This is a genomic window from Actinoplanes hulinensis (assembly GCF_019429605.1).
Classification (GTDB): Bacteria; Actinomycetota; Actinomycetes; order Mycobacteriales; family Micromonosporaceae; genus Actinoplanes; species Actinoplanes campanulatus.
This window is the reverse complement of sequence record NZ_JAHXZI010000015.1, coordinates 139,986-165,984: the sequence shown is the minus strand read 5'-3', so window position 1 is coordinate 165,984 and position 25,999 is coordinate 139,986. Positions and strand designations below refer to the sequence as shown.

Annotated in this window: 24 protein-coding genes; 12 read left to right on the top strand and 12 right to left on the bottom strand. The window is 70.9% G+C overall.

The window, feature by feature from the left end:
• Window positions 1-81 precede the first annotated feature (81 nt).
• Entirely contained in the window at window positions 82-1,098 is a 1,017-nt protein-coding gene (locus KZ829_RS27330) for a hypothetical protein (RefSeq protein WP_220146779.1), read from the top strand.
• Window positions 1,099-1,294: 196 nt separating this feature from the next.
• Here KZ829_RS27330 and KZ829_RS27325 read toward each other — a convergent pair whose 3' ends face one another.
• Window positions 1,295-1,621, bottom strand: coding sequence for a winged helix-turn-helix domain-containing protein (locus KZ829_RS27325; RefSeq protein ID WP_220146778.1), 327 nt, complete (start codon window positions 1,619-1,621; stop codon window positions 1,295-1,297).
• A complete protein-coding gene (locus tag KZ829_RS27320) occupies window positions 1,618-2,088 on the bottom strand; it encodes a hypothetical protein (protein WP_246636331.1) in 471 nt (156 codons plus the stop codon). The genes KZ829_RS27325 and KZ829_RS27320 overlap by 4 nt, the downstream gene beginning before the upstream one ends.
• Before the next feature lie 309 nt (window positions 2,089-2,397).
• Here KZ829_RS27320 and KZ829_RS27315 point away from each other — a divergent pair, with 309 nt between their 5' ends.
• Window positions 2,398-2,847: a GNAT family N-acetyltransferase gene (locus KZ829_RS27315; protein WP_220146776.1), complete on the top strand. Its 450-nt coding sequence runs from the start codon at window positions 2,398-2,400 to the stop codon at window positions 2,845-2,847.
• Window positions 2,848-3,151: 304 nt separating this feature from the next.
• Window positions 3,152-4,060: a S66 peptidase family protein gene (locus KZ829_RS27310; RefSeq protein ID WP_220146775.1), complete on the top strand. Its 909-nt coding sequence runs from the start codon at window positions 3,152-3,154 to the stop codon at window positions 4,058-4,060.
• A gap of 12 nt (window positions 4,061-4,072) precedes the next feature.
• Here KZ829_RS27310 and KZ829_RS27305 read toward each other — a convergent pair whose 3' ends face one another.
• Complete coding sequence (locus tag KZ829_RS27305) at window positions 4,073-4,645, bottom strand: TetR/AcrR family transcriptional regulator (RefSeq protein WP_220146774.1); 573 nt, start codon at window positions 4,643-4,645, stop codon at window positions 4,073-4,075.
• 4 nt (window positions 4,646-4,649) lie between these two features.
• Window positions 4,650-5,840 (bottom strand): glycosyltransferase, encoded by a 1,191-nt coding sequence (locus tag KZ829_RS27300; protein WP_220146773.1) that lies wholly within the window; start codon window positions 5,838-5,840, stop codon window positions 4,650-4,652.
• 43 nt (window positions 5,841-5,883) lie between these two features.
• On the opposite strand from KZ829_RS27300, the gene KZ829_RS27295 reads away from it, so the two are divergent.
• The 4 genes from KZ829_RS27295 to KZ829_RS27280 all read left to right on the top strand — a co-directional run bounded on the left by KZ829_RS27295 (window position 5,884) and on the right by KZ829_RS27280 (window position 9,552).
• On the top strand, window positions 5,884-6,039 hold the full coding sequence (locus tag KZ829_RS27295) for a hypothetical protein (protein WP_220146772.1): 156 nt from the start codon (window positions 5,884-5,886) through the stop codon (window positions 6,037-6,039).
• A gap of 37 nt (window positions 6,040-6,076) precedes the next feature.
• A complete protein-coding gene (locus KZ829_RS27290) occupies window positions 6,077-7,495 on the top strand; it encodes an FAD-binding oxidoreductase (protein ID WP_220146771.1) in 1,419 nt (472 codons plus the stop codon).
• A 380-nt stretch (window positions 7,496-7,875) separates the two neighbouring features.
• On the top strand, window positions 7,876-9,135 hold the full coding sequence (locus KZ829_RS27285) for a vanadium-dependent haloperoxidase (protein ID WP_220146770.1): 1,260 nt from the start codon (window positions 7,876-7,878) through the stop codon (window positions 9,133-9,135).
• A 3-nt stretch (window positions 9,136-9,138) separates the two neighbouring features.
• Window positions 9,139-9,552, top strand: coding sequence for a cupin domain-containing protein (locus KZ829_RS27280; RefSeq protein WP_220146769.1), 414 nt, complete (start codon window positions 9,139-9,141; stop codon window positions 9,550-9,552).
• Here KZ829_RS27280 and KZ829_RS27275 read toward each other — a convergent pair whose 3' ends face one another.
• Window positions 9,553-10,149, bottom strand: coding sequence for a putative glycolipid-binding domain-containing protein (locus KZ829_RS27275; RefSeq protein WP_220146768.1), 597 nt, complete (start codon window positions 10,147-10,149; stop codon window positions 9,553-9,555).
• 79 nt (window positions 10,150-10,228) lie between these two features.
• On the opposite strand from KZ829_RS27275, the gene KZ829_RS27270 reads away from it, so the two are divergent.
• On the top strand, window positions 10,229-13,669 hold the full coding sequence (locus tag KZ829_RS27270) for a CHAT domain-containing protein (RefSeq protein WP_220146767.1): 3,441 nt from the start codon (window positions 10,229-10,231) through the stop codon (window positions 13,667-13,669).
• 11 nt (window positions 13,670-13,680) lie between these two features.
• Here KZ829_RS27270 and KZ829_RS27265 read toward each other — a convergent pair whose 3' ends face one another.
• The 4 genes from KZ829_RS27265 to KZ829_RS27250 form a co-directional block, all read right to left on the bottom strand.
• A complete protein-coding gene (locus KZ829_RS27265; RefSeq protein ID WP_220146766.1) occupies window positions 13,681-14,091 on the bottom strand; it encodes a hypothetical protein in 411 nt (136 codons plus the stop codon).
• Entirely contained in the window at window positions 14,088-14,423 is a 336-nt protein-coding gene (locus KZ829_RS27260) for a hypothetical protein (protein ID WP_220146765.1), read from the bottom strand. Before KZ829_RS27260 ends, KZ829_RS27265 begins: the two co-directional genes overlap by 4 nt.
• A gap of 237 nt (window positions 14,424-14,660) precedes the next feature.
• Window positions 14,661-15,119: a hypothetical protein gene (locus KZ829_RS27255; protein ID WP_220146764.1), complete on the bottom strand. Its 459-nt coding sequence runs from the start codon at window positions 15,117-15,119 to the stop codon at window positions 14,661-14,663.
• A gap of 103 nt (window positions 15,120-15,222) precedes the next feature.
• Window positions 15,223-15,867, bottom strand: a complete 645-nt coding sequence (locus KZ829_RS27250; protein ID WP_246636360.1) for a DNA alkylation repair protein — start codon at window positions 15,865-15,867, stop codon at window positions 15,223-15,225.
• A gap of 232 nt (window positions 15,868-16,099) precedes the next feature.
• Here KZ829_RS27250 and KZ829_RS27245 point away from each other — a divergent pair, with 232 nt between their 5' ends.
• On the top strand, window positions 16,100-16,591 hold the full coding sequence (locus KZ829_RS27245) for a transcriptional regulator (protein ID WP_220146762.1): 492 nt from the start codon (window positions 16,100-16,102) through the stop codon (window positions 16,589-16,591).
• A gap of 1,259 nt (window positions 16,592-17,850) precedes the next feature.
• On the opposite strand, the gene KZ829_RS27240 is transcribed toward KZ829_RS27245, so the two are convergent.
• Window positions 17,851-18,603 carry a sulfite exporter TauE/SafE family protein gene (locus KZ829_RS27240; RefSeq protein WP_220146761.1) on the bottom strand — a complete coding sequence of 251 codons (753 nt, stop codon included), beginning with the start codon at window positions 18,601-18,603 and terminating at the stop codon, window positions 17,851-17,853.
• Window positions 18,604-18,904: 301 nt separating this feature from the next.
• Between KZ829_RS27240 and KZ829_RS27235 the strand changes: the two genes are divergently transcribed.
• The 3 genes from KZ829_RS27235 to KZ829_RS27225 all read left to right on the top strand — a co-directional run bounded on the left by KZ829_RS27235 (window position 18,905) and on the right by KZ829_RS27225 (window position 22,140).
• The gene (locus KZ829_RS27235) at window positions 18,905-20,326 is read left to right on the top strand and encodes a hypothetical protein (protein ID WP_220146760.1); all 1,422 of its coding nucleotides are present in this window, start codon (window positions 18,905-18,907) and stop codon (window positions 20,324-20,326) included.
• A gap of 84 nt (window positions 20,327-20,410) precedes the next feature.
• Window positions 20,411-21,529: an LLM class flavin-dependent oxidoreductase gene (locus KZ829_RS27230; protein ID WP_220146759.1), complete on the top strand. Its 1,119-nt coding sequence runs from the start codon at window positions 20,411-20,413 to the stop codon at window positions 21,527-21,529.
• A complete protein-coding gene (locus KZ829_RS27225) occupies window positions 21,526-22,140 on the top strand; it encodes an FMN reductase (protein ID WP_220146758.1) in 615 nt (204 codons plus the stop codon). The genes KZ829_RS27230 and KZ829_RS27225 overlap by 4 nt, the downstream gene beginning before the upstream one ends.
• 232 nt (window positions 22,141-22,372) lie before the next feature.
• On the opposite strand, the gene KZ829_RS27220 is transcribed toward KZ829_RS27225, so the two are convergent.
• Together KZ829_RS27220 and KZ829_RS27215 are read right to left on the bottom strand one after the other, a co-directional pair.
• Window positions 22,373-23,362 (bottom strand): hypothetical protein, encoded by a 990-nt coding sequence (locus KZ829_RS27220; RefSeq protein ID WP_220146757.1) that lies wholly within the window; start codon window positions 23,360-23,362, stop codon window positions 22,373-22,375.
• A 227-nt stretch (window positions 23,363-23,589) separates the two neighbouring features.
• Complete coding sequence (locus KZ829_RS27215; RefSeq protein WP_220146756.1) at window positions 23,590-25,980, bottom strand: hypothetical protein; 2,391 nt, start codon at window positions 25,978-25,980, stop codon at window positions 23,590-23,592.
• Window positions 25,981-25,999: the final 19 nt, after the last annotated feature.

The following is a 25,999-nucleotide window of genomic DNA, read 5'->3' as shown; positions in this document are numbered from 1 at the left end:
GTTCACGCAGCCGTTGATCCGTCACCATCTCAGCCTAACCCCGGGCCTTATATTGATGATCACCGATATAAGGAGAAACTCGTGAGACGACTCGTCCCCGTCGTGGCCGGCGCGCTGATCGCGGCCGGTCTCGCCACCCCGGCACACGCCGCCCCGAGCCGGGCGGAGATCGCCCTGCGCTGGGCGCCCATCCACTACCAGGACGTCGACGCCACCGGCAGCCACGCGCTCAGCGGCAAGAGCGATTACATCACGCGATACGACTTCGACGGAAACCTGAACGGCCGGGACAACTGGGACAACACCGGGACGAACACTGACGCCGCGGTCTACTACTCGGTCCTGGAGACCAGCACCCACTACTACCTGACCTACTTCCTCTTCCACCCGCGCGACTGGATCGACCACCCGTTCTTCGAGACCGAGCACGAGAACGACGGCGAGGGCGTGCTGGAGATCGTCGCCAAGGACGGTTCCGACTACGGCAGCCTCAAAGCGGCCGTGACAGTCGCGCACAGTGACTTCTTCTCCTACAAGCCGGCCGGCAGCGACTGGGCCAACGGCTCCGAGACGATCGACGGGACACTCCAGCTCCAGTCCTCGCCGCACGACTCCCACCAGCATCCGGTCACCGCCCAGGAGCGCGGCGGACACGGGCTCAAGGCCTATCCGCAGTACAACATCAACGGCGACGGCATCGTCTACTACCCGTCACTGTCCGTATCCGAGGCGCCGAGCAGCACCAACGACCGGGACGTCCGCTACCGGCTGATCGACGTCTTCGCCGACGGCGGCCTGTGGGCCCAGCGCAACACCACGAGCCTGTTCGCCTCCCTCGGCACCTTCGCGGGCGACAACACCGGCGGCTGCGGCACCGACACCTACGCCTGCGGCACCAACTCCGCCAACGCGCCCTGGGGCTGGGACGACGGCAACGACGCGGTCGCCCGGGGCGAGATCGCCACCGACCCGGCCAAGCTCGCGGCCTCCTACTTCAGCGCGACCGGCACGCTTTCGCGCGCCTACACCCACAACCCCTACTCGGTCGCCGCCGCTGCCCTCCGCGCCGCTCAGAATCAACCCCCGACAACCGACTGATTCGTACGGCCTACGCCGCCTCCGCCGAATCCACCCCGTCCCGCCGAGCCGCGCGGCCGCCTGCCGGTCAAGGCCGCCGCGCGGCCGCCGGGCTGATCCGCGTGCCCGGCCTTCATGTGGGCCGGCGTCGTCCTGGACCCGGCCCAGGTCTCACCACCCGGCCCTGAGCGGCGGGCGGCCGGCTGACCGACTGCGATCAGCGGCCGACCTGGTCGGGGAGCACCGCCAGGCCGGCGCGGGCGACGATGTCCTGAAGGGCCGCGACGTGCCCGGCGAACGCGCCGTGCCCCTGCGGGGTGAGCCGCGCCGACGTCCGCGGCCGCTTGCCCACGAACGCCTTGCGGATCTCCACGTAGCCTGCCTCCTCGAGGGTGGTGAGCTGCTTGGACAGGGCCGAGTCGGACAGCCCCAGACTGTCGCGGACAAACCTGAACTCGGCCCACTCGGTCGCGGCGAGCAGGCTGACCAGCGACAGCCGGGTGGGCGCGTGGATCAGCTCGTCGAATCGCGGCTCGGTGCTCACCGGGCGCCCGCCAGCGGCCGCGACATCATCAGCTTCCGCAGGTGGCCCATCAGCCCCGGCCCACCGAAGGCGAGGCCGGCGGCGACCGGCAGGGTCGCGAGCGTCGCCGGGAACGGCACGCCGAGCGCCTCCAGCGCGAACCCGAGGCCGATCCCGGCCGCGACCAGGACGATCGTGAAGGCGGCGATGGTCAGCCCACCGCGTATGCCGATCAGGGCCGGCCGCACCTGGACGCGGGCCTTGCGCACGACGGCGAGGATCACAGCGCCCAATCCTAGGGCGTAGACGACCGCACCGACCGCGACCACCCAGGTGATCCCGGTATCCACGGCCGCCACGAACAGCACCATCAGCACCGCGACGGCCCGCCAGAACCAGCCCGGCACGAGATTGGTGTCGATGACCTGCTCCCGGCGGGCCCGCACCTCGGCGAGGGCGAGCTCGGCGTCGATCGGTGGAATATCCATTACTTCCTCCTCCGGCACATACTTGCCTACCAGGAAAGTAGCGCTTCACTTTCCGATTGGGCAAGTATTTTCCATCCAGGTTTCGGCCAACGGTGAACGCCTCCTGAAGCCGACCGGCACCCGCCGGGCGTCCTCGACGGACATACGTCGCGAGGCGTGCCGACTGGTCCCGCACCCGGGCGCACGCCTCCGCGACGGCGCCGCGAGACCGCACACCCCCACCCCGAGGCGTGCCGGCCCGTCCCGCGTCCGGGCGAACGCCTCGGCGGCGCCACCGTGAGAACATTGCGGAGTGAATAATGTGGACAGATGATCGAGGTCGGCCTGCGGGCGGTCGAGGTGGAGGACATCGAGGTCCTCTACCGGCACGAAAGTGACCCCGAAGCGCTACGGCGGGCCAACTTCCCGCGGCGGTCGCACGCCGCCTTCGTCGAGCACTGGAACCGGCGGGTCCTCGGCGACCCGTCCGTGCGTGCCCGCGCCATCACCGCCGACGGCGAACTGGCCGGCAGCATCGTCGCCTGGTGGCAGGACGGCCGGCGGATGGTCGGGTTCTGGCTGGACCGCGAGCTGTGGGCGCGCGGCATCGGCACGCGGGCGCTCACCCTCTTCCTCGAACAGGAGACGACCCGCCCGCTCTACGGCGAGGCCGACGTCCGCAACGCGGCCTCGATCCGCCTGCTCAAGCGGTGCGGTTTCGAGGAGTTCGAGGTGATCCGCGAAGGCGCGGACGAGTTCCTGGTCCTGGCCCTCGGCTGACCGTCACGGCGGCCCACCGCCCACAGTCGCCCGACCGCGCGCCACCCGTCCCACGCCCTCAGCCACCACTCACGCAGCACCCTTCGTGCGCCCCGGCCTTCCCACGCCCTCAGCCAGCGCCCACGCAGCACCATCGTGCGCCGCGGGCCGGCCCGGGTGGGCACCGACCTCAGCCCGGCGGGTGCGGCAAAGGCGCGACCAGGCAGCGAGATCGCCGTCTGCTCCGGGCGGTACACGTAGGCGTACCGGGAAAGGCGGAAGTGGAACGCGAGCCGGACCACGCCGGGGGGAATAGGGTGCGGGGATGATCAAGGCGGGGCGGCTGCGGGGCGGGGATCTGGTGGCGCTGGTGGCGCCGGCCGGGGCGGTGCCGCCGGAGCAGGCGGCGAGCGCGGAGCGGATCCTCGCGGGCTGGGGGCTACGGACGCGGGTGGGGCGGCATGCGCTCGGACGGCACACCTACCTTTCCGGTACGGACGACGAGCGCCTCAGCGACCTCAACGAGGCGCTGCGTGACCCGGAGGTGCGTGGCGTGCTGTGCCTGCGCGGCGGCTACGGCACTCAGCGGATCGTCGACCTGGTCGATTTCGGGGCCGTCCGCGCCGATCCGAAGATGGTGATCGGGTTCTCCGACATCACGGCGCTGCACGTGGCCCTGTGGTGTGAGACGGGGCTGGCCAGCGTGCACGGGCCGACCGGCGGGACGCTGCGGGAGATCCTCGACTGCCCGACCACGGCGGCGGCACGGCATGCCGTGATGACCACCGAACCGGTCGTGGCGGTGGCCGGGAGTGATCCGGTGGTGCGGGCCGGGCGGGCGGAGGGTGTGCTGCTCGGCGGCAATCTCACGCTGCTCGCGTCCACGGCCGGGACCCGGCACCGGCCGGACCTGTCCGGCGCGATCCTGCTGATCGAGGAGGTGAGCGAGGAGCCGTACCGGGTGGACCGGTCGATCACCCAGCTGAAACGGGCCGGCTGGTTCGACGGGCTGGCGGGGGTTGCGGTCGGCCAGTTCACCGACTGCGAGCCGAGGAAGTATCCCGAGTTCACGGTGGAGCAGGTCCTCGCCGGCCATCTGCTCGACCTGGGGATCCCGGTGCTCGGCGGGCTGCCGATCGGGCACGGCGATCAGCAGACGGCGGTCGGCCTCGGTGTGCCGGCGGTGCTCGACGCCGGCGCCGGAACGCTCACCGTGGAGCCGGCCGGCCGCTGATCAGGCCGCTCGTCACGGCTCGTCGGCGGTCGTCCGGCAGAGGCCGGTGATCAGACGGTCGATCCGCGGGCCCGCCGCGCCGGTGTCGAAGCCGGTGAGGCGGTGCATGATCAGGCCTTCGACCGCGGCCAGCAGGGTGGTCGCGGTGGCTTGCGGATCGGGCACGCCCAGGCCGGTCAGGACGCCCGCGGTCCAGTCCGTGATCAGGCGGCGGTCGGCGTTCAGGCGGTCCAGCAGGGCGGGCTCGACCACCCCCTGTACGAAGATCACGTACCGGGCGGTGGTCCGCACCCGGGCGCGGCCGGTGGCGTCGTCGACGAAAGCGGTGAACGCGGCGATCAGCCCGGCCGGTGTGGTCGGTGGCCCGGCCGCCAGGAACGCCTGCCAGTCGGCGGCGTCCAGCTCGCGAAGACGGTCGACCGCCCCGGCGACCAGCGCGGCCCGGGTGCGAAAGTGGTTTGAGCTGGATCCGGGCGGCAGGCCCGCGGCGGCGTCGACTCGGGCGTGGCTCAGCGCGTGGAGGCCGCCGGTGCCGAGCACCTCCAGCGCCGCGTCGGTGGCACGGACGGCGGTGGTGGACGGCACCGCGTCACTGTACCGGCAGCATTTCACGGCGGATCTCGGCGACGGCCGCGGCGATCCCGTCCTCGGCGGCGAGACTCCGGGAGAGCGCCGCGGCGCCCGTACGATATGAATCTGCCACGGCGATGGCATCGCGGAGCTTGCGCGGAGTCGCCCGGCGCAGCGGGATCGGCGCGGGCGCCGCGCCGAGCGCGGCGGCCCGGTGCGCCCAGAACGGCTGGTCGGCGGTGAACGGCACGATCACCGACGGCACGCCGGCACGCAGGGCCGCCGCGGTGGTTCCGGCGCCGCCGTGGTGGACGACCATCGCGGTACGGGGAAACAGCAGTTCGTGCGGCTCGTCCCCGACCACCAGCACGTCCCGGTGACCGGCCGTCAGCCCGGCTGCTCCGGCCTGCACGACCACCCGCCGGCCGAGCCGGGTCACCGTCTCCTCGACGACGGCACGCAGCCGGGGAGCGTCCAGGCTGCCGAACCCGATGAACACCGGCGGGTCGCCGTCGTCGAGGAATCGCCGCAGCCCCGGGGAGAGTCCGCCGGTGACGCGCGGCCACCAGTAGCCGGTGATCGGCCGGTACGGCGGCCAGTCCGGTGGCGGTGGAACCATCGAGGGGCTGAACCCGTAGAGCACGGGCCAGTGCTCCTCGTCGGCCTGCCGGAACATCGCCGCCGAACCCAGCGGCGGCAGCCCGAGCCTGCGGCGGAAGGCGGCGTTCGCCCGCGCGAACGGCGCCTGGCCCAGCATCCGGAAGGCGTGTGCCGCCGCCCGGTTGCCCCACCCGCCGAGTGACCGGGTGGTGAGCAGCGGGGGCGGGAACGCGACGGTCGGCTCCAACGGCTGGAGGAAGACGCCCATGCTCCGCGCCCCGGTCGCCTGTGCCACGTGATAGCCGAGCCAGCCCATCGGCGAGAGCAACAGCAGGTCGGCATCTTGCGAGGCGGCAAGCACGGCTTCGCCGACATCCGGCCAGCGGGCGGCCAGCAGGCGGGCGAAACGCGCCGAGCTCAGTGGCCGCCCGGCGCCGAACTCCACCGGCAGGACGGCGAACCCCAGCCCGGCCTCGTCGACGTGCGCCCGCAGCGAGGCGTGGGTCACGACGGTCACCCGGTCGCCGCCGGCGGCCAGTGCCGCGCCGAGGGCGGCGAGCGGGACGACGTCGCCCCTGGTTCCGATCCCGACGATCACGATGTGTGCCATACCTCCGAGATTACTATGATCGTAGTACCGGCAGGATGGGCCGATGGGTGACGTTCGATGGGTGGTCTGGCGGCAGGACGACAACGGGAACCGGTTCGTGGTGGCGCGATTCGCCTCGCGGGCGGAGGCGGAGGAGCTGGCCGCCGAGATGGAGTCGCGCGGGCACAAGCAGCTCTATTGGGTCGCAGCGGCGGAGTGATATATAGGCATAACAACGCATATGTCAGGATATTTGTATGCGATTGTCCCGCCGTGCTCTGCTCAGTGCCGGTCTGATCGGTATCGCCCCACCTTCGTCCGGCGCACCCACGGACGCCGACTGGAAGGCGCTGGCCGCCGGCCTGGACGGCGGGCTGGACCGTCCGGGCACGGCCGCCTACGACAGCGGCCGGCGGCTCCACTCCCCCAGGTTCGACGACATCCGCCCGGCCGCGGTGGTCCACTGCGCCACCCCGGCCGACGTCTCCGAGGCGATCCGGTTCGCCGCCCGGATGCGGCTGCCGGTGGTGGCCCGCGGTGGCGGCCACTCCTACATCGGGGCGTCCACGATCAGTGCCGGCCTGGTCCTGGACGTCCGGCCGATCAACCGGGTGAGGTACGACGCCGCGTCCCGGATCGCCACGATCGGCGGTGGCGCCACCGTGATCGGGGCCTACACGGCTCTCGGGCGGCACAATGTCTCGATCCCGGCGGGCACCTGCGGCAGTGTCGGGATCAGTGGACTGACCTGTGGCGGCGGGATCGGCCCGGCCGCCTCCGCGTACGGACTGGCCTGCGACAACGTGACCGCAGCGGAGGTGGTGACGGCCGACGGCAGGCTCCGGACGGTGGACGCGGCCCGCGAGCCGGACCTGTTCTGGGCGCTGCGCGGCGGCGGGGGCGGCCGGTTCGGGGTGGTCACCGGCTGGCGGATGCGTACCCATCCGGCGACGACGATCGGCACGTTCACGCTGACGTACCGGTGGGCGGACGCGGCCCGGGCGGCCACCGGCTGGCAGGCCCGGATCGCCAGGGCGCCGGACGACGTCTGGTCGTCGTGCCAGTTCACAGCGGAGGCGGGCGGTGCGCTGTCCGTACGAGTTAACGGTTTCGTCCTGGACGGTGACGCGCACGGCGAGGTGGCCGCGCTGGCCAGGGCGATCGGCAGGGAGCCCGCGTCGGAGGCGGTGGGGCGGGAGCCGCACGTCAGGCTGATGAAGGACCGGGCGGGTGGCCCGGCCCGTAACACCCACCTGATCGGCAGTGAGATCTTCCGGACCGCACTGCCGGCGGAGGGGATCGCCGCGCTGGTGGCGGCGGTGCAGCGGCGGGCCGCGTCGAAGCGGCCGGGCCTGGCGAAGCTGAAACGGATGAGCGGCGCGCCGGCCCGGATCGCGCCGGGGGCGACCGCGTTCCCGTGGCACGGCGCGCTGACGATGCTTCAGTGGCTGGTCGTGCCGGGCAAGGTGGACACCGCTTCGGTGGCCGACGGCTACACGTGGATCGACGCCGGGCATCGGGCGCTGGCCCGCTGGTCGGCCGGGCGGTACGTCAACTACTTGGAGCCGGGGCCGATCGATCCGGCCGACTATCACGGCCCTGATCTCGGCCGGCTCCGCCGCGTCCAGGCCTCGGTGGATCCGGGCCGTCTGTTCAAGGCCGCCTACCCGCTGTGACGAGCGGTCTCGGCCAGTGCCGAGAGACCCCGACACTCGCGTACGCGGCAATGGTCGCTCTCCGGCGAGCATCGCCGCGGTGCCGTTCCTGATCGACGTGGTGGCCGGCCCAGCGGCGCCCGACCGCTTCGGCGCCTGCCAGGTGCTGCGGATGATCGCCCTCGGCGAAGAGAGCTACTGGCTCATCGAGTGCCCGGCTCCGTTCCGCGAAATCTGCCCAATGGGGCGTTCAGGTCCGCGCCCTCGGCGCGGACCTGCCGGACGTCGTCCCCACCAGCCGACCGCACCGCTTCGGCCGGCCGCCGGCCGATCGCGGCGACGTATAGTGCGCGAGGCACATTCGTAACGATCAATATGGCTGTTCTCGGGGAGGAGAACCCATGCGACGTCGAGTGGGTGGAGCCGTGACCGCGCTGGTCATCGGCCTGACAGGAGCCGGCGTGGCACCGGCCGCGAGAGCCGGCGAACCGGCGGCCAATCCCGTGATCATCTGGGACAGGAACGCGCAGACCGCCATCTGGGATGTCGGCCGGCAGCTTCCGTGGGAGCAGGGGCGCTCGTTCGCCATGGTGAGCGGCGCGGTCTACGACGCGGTGAACGCGATCACCGGCAAGCGGTACCAGCCGCTGCTGACGGCGCCACCGGCCACCGGACGGGAGTCGATCGACGCGGCCGTGGCCACCGCGGCCTACCGGGTGCTGGCGTCGGCGCTGCCGGCCCAGGCCGACCGGCTCCGCGAACAGTACGACCAGGCGCTCGCCGCGATACCGGACGGGCCGGCGGAGACCGCGGGGATCGCCGTCGGGGACCGGACGGCCGCCGCCATGATCGCGTTCCGGGTGAACGACGGATCGACCGGGGACGCCGAGTGGGTGATCGGCACCGGGCCGGACGAGTGGCGGCCGACCCCACCGGCCTACGCCGCGGACGGGGCCTGGGTCGCCGACCAGAAGCCGTTCCTGATCGCCGACCCGTCACGGTACCGCAGCGACGGACCGTATCCGCTGGTCAGCGCCGCCTACGCACGCGACTTCAACGAGATCAAGTCGGTCGGGGCGGTGGACAGCACGACCCGTACCGCCGACCAGACCGAAGCGGCGATCTGGTGGCACGACCGCAACGTCACCGAGTGGCAGATCAAGCGGCAGCTGGCCGAGACGCAGCGACTGGGCGTGCTCCAGACCGCGCGGCTGTTCGCGATGGTCGACACGACCGTGGCCGACACCGGGATCTCCTGCTTCGACGACAAGCGGGCGTGGAGCTTCTGGCGGCCGGTCACCGCGATCCGGGCCGCCGACACCGACGGCAACCCGCGGACCACCGGCGACCCGGAGTGGACGCCCCTGCTGATCACCCCGCCGTTCCCGGACCACCCGTCCGGCCACGCCTGCGCGACGGCGGCCCGGATGGCGACCTACCGCACCTACTTCGGCCGGGACCGGATCGCCTACAGCGCCTACAGCGAGGCCTCCGGCACGACCCGCTACTTCCGCAGCTTCTCCCAGGGGGTCGAGGAGGTGAACAACGCCCGGGTCTGGGGCGGCATCCACTTCCGCAACGCCGACCTACAGGGCCAGAAGCTGGGCGAGTCGGTCAGCGCGTACATCACCGGCCACCACTTCCGGAAACTACGATCTTGACTCATGGACAGATCGGAACTCGTCGAAGAGCTGGGCCTGAAACCACATCCGGAGGGTGGGTGGTACCGGGAGACCTGGCGGTCCCCGGTGACATTCCGGCCCGAGGGGTACGACGGCCCGCGTCACGCCGCCACCGCCATCTACTTCCTGCTGCACCCCGGCGAGGAATCGGCCTGGCACGTGGTGCGCTCCGACGAGTTGTGGTTGCACCATTCCGGCGGCCCGCTGCTGCTGCGTTTCGGCGGCAGCGCGGACCGTCCGTCCGAAACACGCACGGAGATCCTGGACGGCGCCCGGCCGCAGGTGCTGATCCCGGCCGGGGTGTGGCAGGCCGCGGAACCCGCCGGCGACGAGCCCGTCCTGGTCAGCTGCGTGGTGGCGCCCGGTTTCGACTTCGCCGACTTCCGCATGCTCTGATCAGCGCGCGAGGCGCAGATTTCCCGGTTGGTAGGAGACCAGGCCGGTGTTGTCGATCTCGTACGTCGCGGCCGGCCCCTCCCCGGTGATCCGCAACCGGTTCGGGCTGACCATGTGGTAGGTCGCCGTGCCCGCGACCAGCTCCAGCGACGGCACCAGGACCCGCACCGACGGCACGCTCACCGGCCCCGGCTCGGCGTGCAGCCCGAGCCGCCGGATCGCCCAGGACACGAAGATCGGCGAGTCGGTGAGCCGCGGCACCGCCTCCGGGTCGATCTCCGGTGGGGCCGGCTCGGACTCGTCGCCCCGGATCACCCACTCACCGCCGGTGTGGTTCATCTGGAGGCTGCGGCTCCACCCGTCGCCCCGGCAGGAGACGCTCAGCTCCCGAACCCTGGTCTCCTCGTCCAGCTCGGCGTGCCAGCCCAGCGAGAACGGCACCGCGCCGGTGACGACCGCTGTGCCCTGCGCGCACTGCTCCCGGGCGACGACCAGCTCGGTGCCGATCACGCTGGTGCGCTGCCAGGCCAGCGGTCCGACGGGCAATGCCGGTGCCGTCACCTGGCTGGTGGTCTGCCCCGTCAGGGTTTCGGGCATGACGCCTCCTTTGCCGGGCTCATTCCCATCCTGACACCGCCGAAACCCAGCGGGGCGCGGTCCGCCAGTAACAGGTGTGATGGGTCTCGCGCTGGACGACACCGGTTTCGAGGTGCTGCTGGGCACCGGGCGGATCGGCCCGCGCCGTCCGCTGTCCGCCGACGACGAGGCGCTGCTCGCCGACTTCGGCGACCGCTACATACGCGCCGTCCAGTCGAACGCCACCGACGACGTCTTCCTCACCCTGGGCCGCGACCTGTGGTCATGGCTGGACGGCGACGCCCGCCAACTGGCCGCCCTGGTCGCCTCGGCGCCGTCCCCGTTCGTCTTCGAGATCCGCGGACCGAAGAACCCGTCCGACCGCGCGTGGCCGCTGCTGCGCGCCCCCTTCGAGTTGCTGGCCCCACCGGACGGCGGCTTCCTGGCCGAGAACGCCCTGTCCCGCTTCTGCGTGGTCCGCCGCCTCGGCGACGCGGTCACCCCACCGGCCCCGGACGGCTTCCGCCTGGGCCTGGCCTTCATGGCCTCCTCCCCCAGCCGCCAGCACGAGCTGGACTTCGAGGCCGAGGAGGCCGCCATCCTCGAGGCGGTCGACGCCACCCGGGTAGACCTGATCGTCGAGGACACCGGCAACCCCACCCAACTCGGCCGCCGCCTCGCCGACCTGGGCGGGCTCCCCGCCGTCCACCTCTCCTGCCACGGCATCAACCGCTGGCGCCCGGACGCGGACACCCCACCGGCCCCGGCCCTGATGATGGAGGACGAGGTCGGCGACGACCTGCCCACCACCGCCGCCCACCTGGTCGACGCGATGACGAAGCCGCCACGGTTCCTGTTCATCTCGGCGTGCCTGACCGCGACCCCCGCCAACGAGGAGAGCCACCTGCCACCCGGCGCCGGCCGCCGGACCACCACCATGTCCCCCACCGAGCAGCAGGCGATGGTCGCCCACTCGATGGCCACCTCGCTGATCTCCGCGGGCATCCCCGCCGTCCTGGGCTGGGACGGCTCGGTGGGCGACCGTGCCGCCACCGCCTTCGCCCGCGAGCTCTACAGCCAGCTGAGCACCCAGGCCGACGTCGCGGTAGCCGTCGGAAACGCCCGCCGCGCCCTGCTCAACTCGGCCGAACCACCCATCCGCGCCGACTGGCACCTGGCCCGCCTGTGGCTGGGCCCGGCCGGCGGCGGCCCGCTGGTCTCCGGGAACAGGGCCCGCTCCCGGGTGACCGCGGTCCACGCCACGAAGATCTTCCTGGACCGCAAGAGCGAGGTCCCGGTGGCCGCCCCGAACATGTTCGTGGGCCGCCGCCCCGAACTACAGCGGGCACTCCGGGCCCTGCGCTCCGACGGTCGCGCCGGAGTCCTGCTCCACGGTCAGGGCCGCCTCGGCAAGTCCAGCCTGGCCGCGCGGATCGCCGACCGCCGCCCCGATCTGACGCCGGCCGTGGTCTTCGGCGACTACAGCCCCACCGCCATCCTCGACGCCGTAGCCGAGGCGGTGAAGACCAACCCCGCGGCCCGCGACCTGATCGAGCACCGTCGCGAGGATGTCCGCGAACGTCCCGAAGCCCTTGAGCCGCTGCTCACCGACCTGCTGTCCGGTCCGTGCGCCCAGACCGACACGAGCCAGCGCCCGCTCCTGCTGATCATCGACGACCTGGAACAGATCCTGGAGATCGAGCCGCAAGGCCTACCGAAGGTCGTCGCCGCCTCCGCCCCGGTGCTGGCCGCGGTCCTCCGGGCCTTCGACCCCGCGATCACCGACAGCCGGTTGCTGCTGACCAGCCGTTTCCAGTTCACCCTCGACAACCTCCAGAGTCGCCTGGAACAGATCCCGCTCCGCCCGCTCTCCGCAACCGCCCAGCAGAAACTGCTGAACCGCCAGCAGGAGAAGGTCACCCCCGAACGCCGAACCGAACGCGCCACCCTCGCCGTTCGAGCAGTCGCGGTGAGCCGCGGCAACCCCGGCCTACAGGACCTGATCGGCCAGCGCCTCGTCTTCAGCGACCACGTCGACCTGGCCCGGGCCGAGGCAGCGGTCTCCGAGATGGAGTCCTACCTCCACCAGGGCGAACTCCCCGCCGAGACGGAGGTCCGCGCTTTCCTCGAAGGCCTGGCGCTGGACACCCTGCTGACCGAGGCCGGCCCCGAACATGAAGCCCTCCTGCGAGACCTCACCCTCTTCGACATCCCCATCCCCGAATCGGTGGCCGCCCTGCTCGCCGACCGCACCGGCGGCTCGACAGCCAGACTCCTCGCCCTCGGTCTGGTGGACGCCTTCCCCGACGCCTACCGTCCCGAGACGACAGCCCTAACCGCAAATACCCTGGTCGTGGGCCGCCTGAGGGCACTCACTGACGACGAGTCCGAAGCTCTGGCCATTGCCACCATCGACTCGCTGTTCCTCGCCTGGGGCTCGGTGGTAGGGCACTCCAGTCGCCCTGCCTATCTCGACCTGCAGTTGGTCCGCCTCGCCCTGGCCGCGAACAACGCGGAGGTCATCGCCTGCTGCGCGGCGGATGCGCTACTAAGTCTGGACAGAGGACCAGCGGCAATCGGCTTCGAAGTAGGCAATGACGCGGTCGCGCTCCTCGACGACAACGCCGTTGCCGTGCCGATCAGGCTGTTACGAGCAGTTGCCGCCGCGGCCCGCCTCAGCGGCAACGGTGCCGCCGCGGAACAGCTCTTCGACCGCGCGGCGCGGCTCGTGCAATCCGACGAAGCCGGCACGATCCCGCTGTTGGATCGTGCCCGCGCCATCGCAGACCAGGGCTCGTTCCTCATCAGACTCGGCCGGATGAAGCAGGCGGAGGAGCTGGTCGAGCAGGCTCACCAATGGTTCGCCGCCGCCGGTGCCGAGGCGGAGGCGGCAGCCTCTCAGGGCGACCTTGCCGAGATCCGCTATCTGCAGGGCGACTACGACGAGGTACTCCGCATCCGCCAAGAGGTTCAGCTACCCGTCTACGAACGACTCGGTGACGTCCGATCCACCGCCGTCACCTGGGGAAGCGTCGCCGACATCAAATACCAACTCGGTGACTACGACGAGGCACTCCGCATCCGCCAGGAAGTCGAACTACCCGTCTACGAGCGACTCGGTGACGCCCGATCCATCGCCGTCACCTGGGGGGACATCGCTGACATTCACCTCCAGCGGCGCGACTATGACGAGGCGGCACGGTTGCAGGCCGATCGACTAGCCGCAAACGAACGACTGGGGGACCTTGACGGCATCGCGGCCGCCAAGTGGTCACTTGCCTTGATCCGGTTACGGCAGGGCGACTCCGAAGCCGCTATCCCGCTGGTGGCCGAGGCATTCGAGGGCGCACTCAAGCTTCGGCGAGCCGACGCGATCGCGATAGGCGGATCGACCTGGGGACGGCTTCTCCTGTCCATGGGCCGACGGGAGGAGGCGATCGCCGTCCTCCGGGTGAGCCTTGCGGCGGCGGAGAAGATCGAAGCTTCCGACATCATCGCAAGGATCAGGAAGAACCTCGACGATGCGGAGGATTCGGCGTAGGGAGCTCCGCGTCAACGGGTGGGCTCGTTGTCGCCCACGAACTCCGAGGGAGGGTTCAGCTCACCAGCGTGATAGATGCGGGTCACGCGGTCACGACCGGCCCGCATGCCGGCTCGGCCGACAGCGGAGCCGTCGGAGGTCAGGTGGCGGAAGTGGGCGTCCACTTCGGCCCGGAGGACGGCCATCGCGACGGCCAGCCCATGCCGGATCTGCTCGCACGTGGGGCACGACGACACCGCACAGTTCTGGTGGGCCGCGGCGATGTTCACGATCGACGCGTGCAACGCGCGGATCTCCCCCGGCTGGACCGGCCCGCCCGCCACCTCCAGCGCCTCCCGATAGGCCGCGATAGCCGAATCCGGGACCTGGTAGTAGTCGACGGCACGGCGCGTGTACCACAGGAAGTCGTCCTGCAGGCTCATCGGGACCAGAACCAGCGCCGGCCTCCTCGCCGGCGCTTCCAGGTCATCTCGTCGGCGATCATCGAGCGCACACTGGCGACCACGACGGTCATGGCCTCCTGGAGCCCTTCACACGTCCGGCAGTCGCCACCGTCGCATTCGGTGCGATGGTTGTACGCGATGTCGGTGATGACACGGCCCAGCGCGGCGGACGCGTACGTCCCCCGGTCGTTCGGATGCTGCCGGGCCAGGATCTCCCGGAATCCGGCGATGCTCTCCTCCCCCGCACCGTAAAGGCGGGCGGCCCCCTCGACCTGCTGCAAGGCGTCCCGAACCGTTTCCTCCACGTGCATGGCTCTCCCCCAAGGGCCGTTGACATGTGGACGGTGACGGTAACTCCACAAGTGCCCGTCGTCACATGGGCCGGTCAGCCGATCATCAAAGCCGAACAAACGAGTCCGTAAACGAAGAACCCCGGACCTGTGCGGTCCGGGGTTCTTCGTGGAGCGTGGCCCTGTCGGCCGATGGCTCCTGGCGGAACCCCTGGTCCGGGGTCTCCGGGAGCGGTAGTGGTCCCGCCGGGTCAAGGGTCAGCGGGTGGTCTCTCCGGCGTCCGCGTCGAGGGAGCGCTGGCTCTCCTGGATGCTGACCGTGAGAGCGTCGACGTCCTGGCACACGGTCTGGAACTTCAGCATGACGGTCCGCAGCTCGGCGAGGTGGGTGGCCTGCTCGAACTCGCCGGCGGCGGCCTCGGCCTTCCGGAGGGGCTGCTCGACGACGTTCGCGGCCGCGGTGATCAGCGTGCTCTTCGACTGCTTACTGAGCGTCACGATTTGGTTAGCGGTGGCGATGTCGAAATCGTAGCCGTCCTGACCGAGAGTCGCCTGATTGGCCACGGTGCAGGCGGACGCGGTGGCGTTGTCCAGGCCGCTGATGGACACCGTCGGCGCCGCGGTGGCGGCGGATCCGACAGGTTCTCCGGGGGTGGCGCAGCCGGAAATCGCCAGCAGGGTCGAGGCGAAGACGGCTGCGGTGGTGGTTCCTCGCATGATCGGAAGGCTACCCGGCGGGTATGCGCACACGCTCAACGCAGGTCCGGGATGTGACGCGAATCCCTTACTCTGCGTACCGTTGCGCTCAGTAATCGAGATCTCAGCCGACGGCTTGGCGGCGCACCATCTCGCTGATCCAGACGGGCGCGTACGGAGACGTACAGTTCGGTGGGGTCGGATAGTCCTTCAGCACCTCGAGCCGCTCGCCGATCTCGATGGCCCGGGCCCGAAGCCCGGGGTGCTCGATGCCGATCTGGGCGAGGCAGTGGTTCATGGCCCACTGGAGGCGGTCCGGGGCGTCCTTCATCTCCGCCTCGATCGTGTCGAGCAGGCCCGCGAGGTCGAGCCCGTCCGGTTTCCGGGCCACCCGCTCGGTGGTCAGCGCCCACCCGCCGCTCGCCACCACCGGATCCGGATCCTGGAGCCAGGCGACACGCAGCTCCTCCGCGTGTGGGCTCTTCTTGACGACATAGTTGACAAACCAGTCATGAACCTTCGGGGTACGGGACTCGCGCGCCATCACGTCCAGTTGCCCCGCCCCGAACGCCCGGGGACGGCAGATCAGCAGCGCCAGCAGCCGTGCCGCGCTGTCCCCGGTGGCCCAGAGCTCCAGCGCGAGGTCCTGCTGGGTCCTGAGCCGCTTGGCGATCGCCCGCAGCTTGCCGAGGTTGACCCCGTGATCGTCACCGTGCCGCTCGTTGACGGCCCGCGCCTTCGGGTCCTCGATCGCGGCCAGTTCGGCCATCACCTCGGTCACCGTCGTCCCGCTCACCTGAACCTCCCGTCCCGTGCACCCCCACCCTACGATCAACTCCTCTGCCGCCGCCCACATTCGACGGACACACCCGGCCTGGCAAGATCAGCTACGGCAGGGTGATGGACACTACGCGTGTGCGCGGACACGTTTCGGGGTCTTCGGCGCCGGAGGGTGCTGGAGTGGAGACGAGACGGCACTCTCGGCGAAGGCGGGCCGCGGTATGCAGCATGAGGATCTGGTCAGGGCGGTTGTCGCCGCGGTGGCCTTCGGCGTGATGCTTGCCGGGCATTACATCGGGGATCACTGGGCACAGACCAGCGGCCAGGCCTACGGCAAGGGCCTGGACGCGGCCGGCTGCGTCCGGTCGACGGCGATCCGGCACTGCGCCGGCCATGTGGCGTCATGGACGCTGACCACGACCGTGTTCCTGCTGGTCGCGGCCTGGTGGCTCAAACTCCCACTGGAGCCGGGATGGCTCGCGGCCGGCGTGACGCTCAACGCGGTCACGCATTTCGTCGCCGACCTCCGGACACCGCTGATCCGGCTCGGCCGGCTGCTCGGGCGGGGCGGCTACATCGATCAGGTCGGCGTGGTCCGACCAGCCGGCCACACCAACAGCGGCCCGGGCACCGGCCTGTTCGAACTCGACCAGGCCTGGCACATCGGCTGGCTGGCGGTGTCGGCACTGATCATCGCGGGCCCACCCGTCTGATCCCACCCGCACCGACCGAATCCGCCCGCCCCGAAGCGCAGATCTTTCATGGTCAAGGTCCGCGCTTCGCTTCCAGCTCCTTTTCCGGTACGCGAGTCGTCGCCCCCGCCCGATCAGGGCCGTCCCGTCCGCTCGACGCGATCTCGCTGCCCACTCCAGCCTTTGCCGCCTCCGCCGGGCTGAGATCGGTCGGACACTCCCGCACGCGCTGCCGCTCACGCCGAGTGGGTCGTCGCGGTGGTGCTCGCCAGGCGACCGGGGTTGCTGCTCCCGGCCGTCACGCCGGTCGCGCCTGGCGGGTGGGGGCGCTTGATACCGGTCATGCCACGGGAACCTGCCGGGAGTCACTCACCGTAACCGTGGCGGTAAGTGCACGAAGGCGCGTGGAAAATTTGGGCTTTCCTGGAGTCTCTTTCTCGGTTATTGCCGGGCGTCGATGTCAAGTCGCTTGTTCGCGTGCCTCCCCGCCTCGCCGCGAGATTCGGCCGACCACCGCCCGCCGCTTGAGCCATCCGCAAACACCGATGTAGATCTTGAGCAATCGTCGCCGGACGGTGCGATCTTGTGCGTTCGTGGCCATCCGGATGCATCCGATTACCCAAGGTCTTCAAGGGAGAATAGATCATGGGCGATGGTCGACCGCCGGGCGGCAACCAGGAATCAAGATCGTCCCGACGGCCACCGTCACCCAAGATCGTCGGTGGGTCGGGGCGACGCCGCAGCCATCCGAATGCGCGACCTGCCATCGCGGCCACCCACAACCGAGAAACAGGCTCTCCGGCTACCTCGATTTCCACACGGGCCGGTGAACGGGGTTCCTCGCTCACGCGGAGTTCCGGCCGGCCGGGATTCGGAGGTGAACGCACACGGAAGCGGCCACGTGGGCGGCCATCGCGGCGATAGGCCATGAAGGCACCCACGACACTGCCACCGTGTGAGCCCACCCACCCTCAGGTGAGCGCGACCATCCACCCAGCGGGACCGGCGGGCGGGCAACCCCGGAGCCTGGCCGGCAAAACCGCGACCACCCACCCAGCGGGACCGAAAGGCGAGCCGCCGTGACCGGCGGCATGTGAGGAAGTGGCGGCCGGGCTCGGCCAGTCCGGGCACCGATCTACGCCCGGCGGGCGCGGCACAGGCCGGAGCAGGCACCGGGCTCGCGCCGACCGGACGGGACGACCCTGATAAGGCGAGGACGAGGACACGCGTACCGAAAAGGAGCGAAACGCGGACCACGAAAGGCCCCGCCCGAGAGGCGGTCAGGCGACCATGCGGATGACGGCCGTCAGGCCGACGGCGACGATCACCGTGCGGAGGACCGCGTCCGGCAGGCGGCGGCCGTAGCGGGCGCCGAGCACCCCGCCCGCCACCGATCCGACCGCGATCAGCAGGGCCGGCAGCCAGGCGACGATCCCGGCCGCGACGAAGACCAGGGCCGCGACCGTGTTGGCCAGCCCGGCGATGATGTTCTTGAGGCCGTTGACCTGTTGCAGGTTCGGGGAGACGAGGATGCCGAGCACGCCCAGCAGCAGGACGCCGAGCGCCGCGCCGAAGTAGCCGCCGTAGACGCCCGCCGCGAACACCGCGCCGATGAGGACCGGCCCGACCGGGCGGGGGCCGGCGGCGGTGCGGCGGCGCAGCGCACGGACGAGCCAGGGCTGGAGGACGATCAGCACCAGCGCCAGGCTGATCAGGACCGGGACGACGGCGCCGAACGTGGCGTCGGGCAGGGCGAGCAGCAGCAGCGCCCCGCCGATCGCGCCGGCCACGGCCGCGGCGCCGAGGGGTAGCAGCAGGCGGCGATGGGTGGCGACCTCGGCCCGATATCCGTAGGCGGCCGCGAACGAGCCGGGCACGAGGCCGACCGTGTTGGACGCGTTCGCGACGACCGGCGGGTAGCCGAGGGCCAGCAGAACGGGGAAGGTCACCAGGGTTCCGGAGCCGACGAGCGCGTTGATCGCGCCGGCCGCCACTCCTGCCGCGAGGATCTGGGCGGCTTCGATGGCATGCATGGGCGTGCACCTCTCACACGGGACGGTCGCCGCCGACGAGGGTCGCCGCCGTCCATGGGTTCGTGATCGAGGTCGATCTTAGGAGGGTGGCCGCCGCCTGCTGGTGACGAGGAGGACCGCGGCGACGATCCCGGTGACACTCAGCATGCAGAACAGCAGGCACAGCACGTGCCACGGTCTCAGCGCTCCCATGGGCTCACCCTAGCCATCGAGCGCTCTCGCGGCAGCCCAGGAAGATCGGTTCGCGTACCCGTACCGAAATGGGATTGAAGCGTGATCTTGGGCAGCGATGGTGACCCTCGTGAACGATTCTCGGGGGAGATCGCTGGCCTGGCTCGGGCATCCGGTGTCGATGGCCGCGCTGGTGCTGCTGGCTGTCAACGATCATGTGTGGAAGGCCGCGCATCCCGGGTGGGTGACCGGGAAGCTGAGCGATGTCGCCGGGATGGTGGTGGCGCCGCCGCTGCTCGCGGCCGTGGCCGGCCTCATCGCGCCGCGGGCGGGATTCCGGTGGGTGGCGCCCGGCGCGATTCTCACGGTGGGCGTGGGTTTCGCCATGGTCAAGACGATGGGGTACGCCGCCGCGCTCGCCTCAGGCGCATGGAGCCTCGTCACGCCGTCGCTGGTCCGGGTGGATCCGTCGGATCTGCTGGCGCTGCCGTTCCTGGGCGTGGCGTGGTGGGTGGCACGGCGAGAACCGAGGTCGGCGCCGCAGTGGCTGAAAGCGCTACGACTGGCCGTGTTCCTGCCGCTGGCGCTGGCCGGAGTGGCGGCGACCAGCGCCACCCCGACGCCGGACGCGCACAGCGTGGTCGTCGACCCGGACGGCGCCCTCTACCTCGGCGCCGACACTCTCCGTGACGGGGAGCCGTGGGTGGTGAGCCGGGACGGCGGCCGGACGTTCGTGGCGAGCGCCGGGCCACGTGCCGCGCAGGCCCCGCAGTGCTCCCGGTCCGAGCCGGTGGTCTGCTACCAGCCGGTGCACCGGCGGATCGCGGTGGAGAGCCGCGTCGAGGGCGGGCCGTGGCAGATGTCCTGGGAGATCAGTGCGGAGGATGTCGCGCATTTGAGCGACGCCTACCCGCATCGGGACTCGTACCGCCTCTCCTCGGTGGAGCTGGCGGTCCTGGACGTGCCGGGCGGGCACGTGGTGGCGGTGGCGAACGGACGGGACGGGTTCGCGGTGCGGGATGTGTCCGGATCCTGGCAGCGCATCGGCTTTCCGACAGCGACCAGGGACATCGCTCCGGTCGGGCTCGACGAGGCGCGTGCCACGGGTGACGCCGAGGAGAACGCACCGTTCGCCCTCGCGTTCTCCCTGTTCCTGGGCGGGCTGGTGCTCACCCTCGTGGCCGTGCGGCGGGCCCGGCGCGCGGGTGCCAGAGCAGGCCTCTACTGGCTGATGGCCCCGCTGGCGACCGCTTCCTGCTGCGCGGTGCCGGTCGGGCTGATCGCGACGACCGGGGATTCGCCCCTCCAGGGCGTCAGCGCCGTCACCTGGATCCCCCTCGTCGCGGTGGTGGTGATCTGCCCGGTCGTGGCGTTGAAGGCTGGGCGGCTGTCGCTGGCAGGGGGATTGGGAGCGGCCCTGCTCGTGACGTGCGCGCTCGGCACCGCCTACGCCGTCTGGATCGGGCTCGGGACCGGCCACGTGGGCCACCTCGCGCTGCTTCTGGGCGCCGCGGCCGCCCTTGTGACCCCCGCCGCAGCCAAGGTTGTTTGAATCTGAAATAGTTGCCGAGTCAAACGCGTTGTGCGGGACAGTCCGGGACGACAGAGCCCCGGCAGGACAGTCCAGGAGCGGGTCATGCAGTTCGGAATCTTCAGCGTCTCGGATATCACCACCGACCCGACCACCGGCCGGACCCCCACCGAGGCGCAGCGCATCAAGGACATCGTCACCATCGCCAAGCACGCGGAGCAGGCCGGCCTCGACGTCTTCGCGCTCGGCGAGCACCACAACGAGCCGTTCTTCTCGTCGTCGCCGACCACCACGCTGGCGTACATCGCCGCGCGGACCACGACGCTCCAGCTGTCCACCGCGACCACGCTGATCACCACGAACGACCCGGTCAAGATCGCCGAGGACTTCGCGATGCTCCAGCACCTCGCGGACGGCCGGGTCGACCTGATGCTCGGCCGCGGCAACACCGGCCCGGTCTACCCGTGGTTCGGCAAGGACATCCGCGCCGGCATCCCGCTCGCCCTGGAGAACTACGGGCTGCTGCACAAGCTGTGGCGCGAGCACGTGGTCGACTGGGAGGGCAAGTTCCGCACCCCGCTGCAGAGCTTCACCTCCACGCCGCGCCCGCTCGACGACGTGCCCCCGTTCGTCTGGCACGGCTCGATCCGCTCGCCGCAGATCGCCGAGCAGGCCGCCTATTACGGCGACGGCTTCTTCGCGAACCACATCTTCTGGCCGGCGTCGCACACCGAGCGGATGGTGGGGCTGTACCGGCAGCGGTTCGAGCACTACGGCCACGGCTCGGCGGACCAGGCGATCGTCGGCCTCGGCGGTCAGGTGTTCATGCGGAAGAACAGCCAGGACGCGGTCAAGGAGTTCCGGCCGTACTTCGACAACGCGCCGGTCTACGGCCACGGCCCGTCGCTGGAGGACTTCACCCGCGAGACGCCGCTGACCGTCGGCAGCCCGCAGCAGGTCATCGACCGGACCCTCGGGTTCCGCGAGTACGTCGGCGACTACCAGCGCCAACTGTGGCTGCTGGACCACGCCGGCCTGCCGCTCAAGACCGTCCTCGAGCAGCTCGACATCCTCGGCGCGGAGGTCGTCCCGGTGCTGCGCAAGGAGTTCGCCGCCCTCAAGCCGGCCCACGTGCCGGACGCGCCCACCCACGCCTCCCTGCTCGCCGCTCGCTCGGAGAAGCTCGCCGCTCGCTCGGAGAAGAAGGAAGAGGTCCAGGCATGAAGCAGCGCACGCTCGTCGTCATCAGCTCCGGCCTGAGCCAGCCGTCGTCGACCCGCCTGCTCGCGGACCAACTGGCAGCGAGCGCGGTCGGCGCCGCCGCACGGCTCGGCGTCACCCTCGACGTCCAGGTCGTCGAGCTGCGCGACCTGGCCCACGAGATCACCGACAACATGCTGACCGGGTTCGCCAAGCCGGCGCTCAAGCAGGCCCAGGACGCGGTGGCCGCCGCGGACGCGCTGATCGTGGTCACCCCGGTGTTCAGCGCCAGCTACAGCGGCCTGTTCAAGTCGTTCTTCGACGTCCTGGAGAAGGACGTCCTGACCGACAAACCGGTCATGATGGCCGCCACGGCCGGAACCGCCCGCCACTCGCTGGTACTGGAGCACGCGCTGCGCCCGCTCTTCGCCTACCTGCGGGCCGCGATCCTCCCCACCTCCGTCTTCGCCGCCAGCGACGACTGGGGCACCAACTCGGTCGAGGGCCCGCTGCGCGACCGGATCGAGCGCGCCGCCACAGAACTCGCCCGCGAGATCGAACGCCGCGAACCGGCCACGGTCACCGATCCGTTCGCGCTCACCGAGAACTTCGAAGACATGATCAAAAACCTGTAAAAGACATGGAATGGGCACGAATGCCCAGAGCCGATGGGGCCGCCCGCGAAAGGCGGCCGCATCGACTCATGACTGACCGCCGGAACCATCACGCCCGACCGGGCGGTACGCAGAAGAGCGCTGCCTTCGGTTGATCATTCAGGTGTCTAAGCTCAGGTCTCTCAAGAAGAATCGCACCTCCTGCCGCGGCACAGGCTCTGGCCGGCCCCGTCTGCCCTGCTCGCGGCACCGGTCAGGCGGCCAGGCGCAGCAGGCCGGCGAAAAGGAAGACGCTGGCCGCCAGAGCGAGCAGCACCCGGGGCGTGCGCAGGCCACGCCGCCAGGGCAGTGCCCACAGCAGCGCCCACAGGACGAGGAACCCGAGCACGTGCGCGCCGATTACGTCCCAGGTGGCCTCTTCGCAACCGTTGACGGCGCGGACTTCGTCGCAGATGGCAGGGGAGCCGGTGCTGCTGCCGAGGATCACGATGCCTAAGAACAGCACCAGTGCCGGCGCGGCGAATAGCGTCACCAGCGGTACGCAGATGTAGGCAAGCAGGTCTCGCCGCCGGTCTGCCCCCCACGCCACGATCCCACGGGCCCGCGGCTCGGCCTGGGCCTCGGCGAACGTCTCGTCGCCCGGCGTGTCGCTGCAGGCCGCGGCCTCGCCGCCGGCGTCCTCCGGCACGTCGTCATCGGTCTTGGTCTCGTCGTCGGCACCGGTCCCGGCCAGGCAGCCTCTGACCGCTGTGACGGCGAGATCCGCTGCGACGGCGGCGGCCTCAGCCGCATCGGCCGCGGCGGCCGCCGCATCGGCAGCGGCGTCGGCGGCAGTTGCAGCGGCGTTCGCGGCGAGTGCGGCAGCCGCCGCGGCGGTAGCCGCCCGCGCCACTATGGAGTCGATCTCCGGGTCTGCCGCGGGTGACGCGCCGGATTGGACAGCGGTGGCGTCCGAGTCCGTAACAGGCTCCACCACCGCCCGGCTGTCTGCGGCTGATGCTGTGTCGGAGACGGTCTCTCCATCTCCGACGGAATCGGTGGTGTCGCCCGCATCCCGGTCACTCCCACTGGTGCCCGGCGAATCCACCGTGGCCGCCTCGTCGTCGGGCGCTTCCGCGGTCGGAGACGACGCCTCATGGTCAGCCGTGGCCGAGGGGGAGTCGTCGGTATTGTTCGGCGCGGCTCCGGACGGGTCGGGGCTGTCGGCGCTCGGCACGGCGGGGGCGGTACTACGTTCGGACATGAGGCGAGATCATAAGCGGCGGCGCGGGATCGATACCCGTCGTCCCCACTCCTCGGCAGTAAGCGACTACGCCGCCCCACCACGACGAACACGTCGACACCGAGCGGCCCTTCAAGGACCGCGGTCCACTCAGCGCTCGCGGGACCAGCGGGGCTGGTCATCGGGATCCGCGTCGGATTCTTAAGGATCTCGCAGAGTGTTGATCTTGTCCGGGAAACGATCGATTCTCAGACAGTGCCCTCGGGCGCGGCGGGCCGCTCGGCCTGGCTCGGCATGCACCAGTGGGGGCCGACGGTCCAGCCGAGGAACCGGCGTGCGTCGTGGCCGTCGACGGTGCCGTGGCTGGTGAACCGGCCGCCGACGACGACGTGCGCCAGCCCGTCCACGGCGGGGGCAAAGCGGTCCCGAATACCGGCGCGGGTGACGTGTTCCTGCAGGCGTGTCACGGCGGCGCGCTGCGTCTGCTCATCGCACAGGCTCAGGAAGAACATCGCCTGACGCCACGCGTACGCAGTATTTTTGATCACCTGTAGGGCGGCGTGGTGGTCAGGGCAGGGCCGGGCCTGACGGCGTACCACCCAGTCGAGGATGCGTTCGGCGAGGTCGGGCGCGAGTTGGCGGGCCTGTTCGCCGAGGTCGAGCGCCTCGATCAGGGTTGTCAGGTTGTGCGTGGTGAGGATCTGGCTCTGCTCGAGTACGGTGCCGTTGCCGGCGACCCAGTTTCCGCCACCGGCGGTCTGGGCTTCCTTGGCGCGTTCGGTGCACAGTGCGGCGAAGTCCGCGGCGGTCTGCTTGCCCCAGCGGCGGACCAGGGTGGCGCCGGGGCGCTGCTGGGACCAGAACGCGGCCTCGGGGAGGTCGTAGTAGCGGGCGTACAGGGTTCCGGCGAGGGCGCGGCTGGCGATCTCGGCGGCGTCGCGCCACTTGGTGGTGAAGGTGCCCATGAAGATGTCGGCGGCGACTTCTTCGACCAGCGGGATGCGTAGACCCGCCTGGGTGGTCAGTGCGCCGATCTCCCGTACCAGCGGGTTGGGCAGGATCGCGTGGGGAAACGCGGTGAAGGCCAGCAGGGTGACCTGCCGCAGCGTCTGCCGGGCAGCGCGTGTCGCCTGGTCCCGGTCGATGCGCAAGGGCGTGAGGACTCCCGTCCAGGGCAGCTCGTCGAACTGGACCTGGTGCTGCAGGTTCAGCAGCAGCAGGCTGCGGCGGCGGCGGAAAGCCGCGTACGTGTGGGCGTAGACGGCGGCCAGGGCGGGGTCGGCAAGGTTCGCGGCGAGCAGCTGGGAGGTGATCTGCGGCAGCACCCGGGCGAGGACCTCACCCGAGGTGATCACGCCTCGGGTGACCAAGTCCGAGATCGGTGCCTCCAGCGCTCGCATCGTCTTGGCGATCAGGTGGTGCGGGATCGGCGAGCCGGCCGGCACATCCGGCGCCTCACCGTCGGCGACGTCCCCGGCGATCGGGTCGATGGCCGGTAGTCCGCCGTCGGGCGCGTAGCGGTCCAGACGCCCGGCCAATACCTGGGCGAGGGTGGCGTAGGTCGGGTGCGCGACGATCGCGGCCTGGGTCGAGCGCAGCGCGGCGCGGGTCTCCGACCCCGGTGCGCCGTGCCTGGTGATGGTGTTGGCCAGCGCCCGGCGAATCCAGCCGACCTCACGCCCGGACAGCGCTCGGCTGTCCACGGGACAACGTTCCAGTGCCTGGTGCAGGCGGGCGAAGTTGCCCTTGGCGTGCCGGTGCGCGGTGGTGTCCCGGTGCTCACGGGCCGCCGCCTCGACGTCGGCAAGCCAGGCGCCGCGGCGCTCGGCCCAGTCAGCCGGCCACATCTGGCACGGCCAGCCGCCGACCACCCGAGCGTCAGCCTTGCCCGCGACGTCGGCCAACGACGGCAGGTCACCGTTGACGGTGTCGCACCACAGGGCGACAAGCCGGTCGTACAGTGGGTGCCACACCTGCACCGTCTCCCGCATGGCAGCAAGCTGTGCGGGAACCCTGGTGCGGCGGATGGCGGCGGCGACGGTGCCGACCGACTCCAGCCGCACCGCCGCGCCGGACGGTGCCGCGTTCGCCGTCAGACGCGGTGTGAACCGCAGCCGGTGCATCAGCGGCCGCAGTTCGGCCACCAGGTCGAGGGCCTGCACCCCCTGCCCCTGATCGAGCAGCCAGGCGACCACCAGCAGGGCCGACTCCTCGGGCACCCCGATCCGATACTGCTCGGTGCGCAGGGCGTGCAGCAGCACCGTCTGGCCCTCATCGCCGAGGTACCACAGGTTCAGCCGTTCCCGGTCGGTGCTGCCCGGCGCGCCGGCCGGCAGCGACCGTAACCGTTCCATCTCGTCGTCGCGCAGCGGCGACTCGGCCAGATAGCGGCCCGTCGCGAAGCCGCCGTGCGCCACCTCCAGAGTCACCCACGTCGGAGTGTCCGCCACCGGCGTACGCGAACCGACCGTCAGATGCCCGGAAGCGAGTCCCGCGATTACCTGCTCCCACCGGGCGACCTTGTCCCGGGCGCGGGCTCGCACCTGCGGGTCGGCCGAGTGGACCGCCGTGTCGAGGGCACGCTGTAGCAGCCCGAACGCGTAGCCCGGGGAAGCCGTGAACCGATCCTCGGACGACACACGACCTCCCTGACTACAG

Excerpts from the sequence above, each read along its gene's own strand:
- KZ829_RS27320 (WP_246636331.1), bottom strand. The coding sequence starts at position 2,088 with ATGGATATTCCACCGATCGACGCCGAGCTCGCCCTCGCCGAGGTGCGG.
- KZ829_RS27315 (WP_220146776.1), top strand. The coding sequence starts at position 2,398 with ATGATCGAGGTCGGCCTGCGGGCGGTCGAGGTGGAGGACATCGAGGTC.
- KZ829_RS27310 (WP_220146775.1), top strand. The coding sequence starts at position 3,152 with ATGATCAAGGCGGGGCGGCTGCGGGGCGGGGATCTGGTGGCGCTGGTG.
- KZ829_RS27300 (WP_220146773.1), bottom strand. The coding sequence starts at position 5,840 with ATGGCACACATCGTGATCGTCGGGATCGGAACCAGGGGCGACGTCGTC.
- KZ829_RS27295 (WP_220146772.1), top strand. The coding sequence starts at position 5,884 with ATGGGTGACGTTCGATGGGTGGTCTGGCGGCAGGACGACAACGGGAAC.
- KZ829_RS27290 (WP_220146771.1), top strand. The coding sequence starts at position 6,077 with ATGCGATTGTCCCGCCGTGCTCTGCTCAGTGCCGGTCTGATCGGTATC.
- KZ829_RS27285 (WP_220146770.1), top strand. The coding sequence starts at position 7,876 with ATGCGACGTCGAGTGGGTGGAGCCGTGACCGCGCTGGTCATCGGCCTG.
- KZ829_RS27280 (WP_220146769.1), top strand. The coding sequence starts at position 9,139 with ATGGACAGATCGGAACTCGTCGAAGAGCTGGGCCTGAAACCACATCCG.
- KZ829_RS27275 (WP_220146768.1), bottom strand. The coding sequence starts at position 10,149 with ATGCCCGAAACCCTGACGGGGCAGACCACCAGCCAGGTGACGGCACCG.
- KZ829_RS27270 (WP_220146767.1), top strand. The coding sequence starts at position 10,229 with ATGGGTCTCGCGCTGGACGACACCGGTTTCGAGGTGCTGCTGGGCACC.
- KZ829_RS27265 (WP_220146766.1), bottom strand. The coding sequence starts at position 14,091 with ATGAGCCTGCAGGACGACTTCCTGTGGTACACGCGCCGTGCCGTCGAC.
- KZ829_RS27260 (WP_220146765.1), bottom strand. The coding sequence starts at position 14,423 with ATGCACGTGGAGGAAACGGTTCGGGACGCCTTGCAGCAGGTCGAGGGG.
- KZ829_RS27255 (WP_220146764.1), bottom strand. The coding sequence starts at position 15,119 with ATGCGAGGAACCACCACCGCAGCCGTCTTCGCCTCGACCCTGCTGGCG.
- KZ829_RS27250 (WP_246636360.1), bottom strand. The coding sequence starts at position 15,867 with ATGGCCGAACTGGCCGCGATCGAGGACCCGAAGGCGCGGGCCGTCAAC.
- KZ829_RS27245 (WP_220146762.1), top strand. The coding sequence starts at position 16,100 with ATGCAGCATGAGGATCTGGTCAGGGCGGTTGTCGCCGCGGTGGCCTTC.
- KZ829_RS27240 (WP_220146761.1), bottom strand. The coding sequence starts at position 18,603 with ATGCATGCCATCGAAGCCGCCCAGATCCTCGCGGCAGGAGTGGCGGCC.
- KZ829_RS27230 (WP_220146759.1), top strand. The coding sequence starts at position 20,411 with ATGCAGTTCGGAATCTTCAGCGTCTCGGATATCACCACCGACCCGACC.
- KZ829_RS27225 (WP_220146758.1), top strand. The coding sequence starts at position 21,526 with ATGAAGCAGCGCACGCTCGTCGTCATCAGCTCCGGCCTGAGCCAGCCG.
- KZ829_RS27220 (WP_220146757.1), bottom strand. The coding sequence starts at position 23,362 with ATGTCCGAACGTAGTACCGCCCCCGCCGTGCCGAGCGCCGACAGCCCC.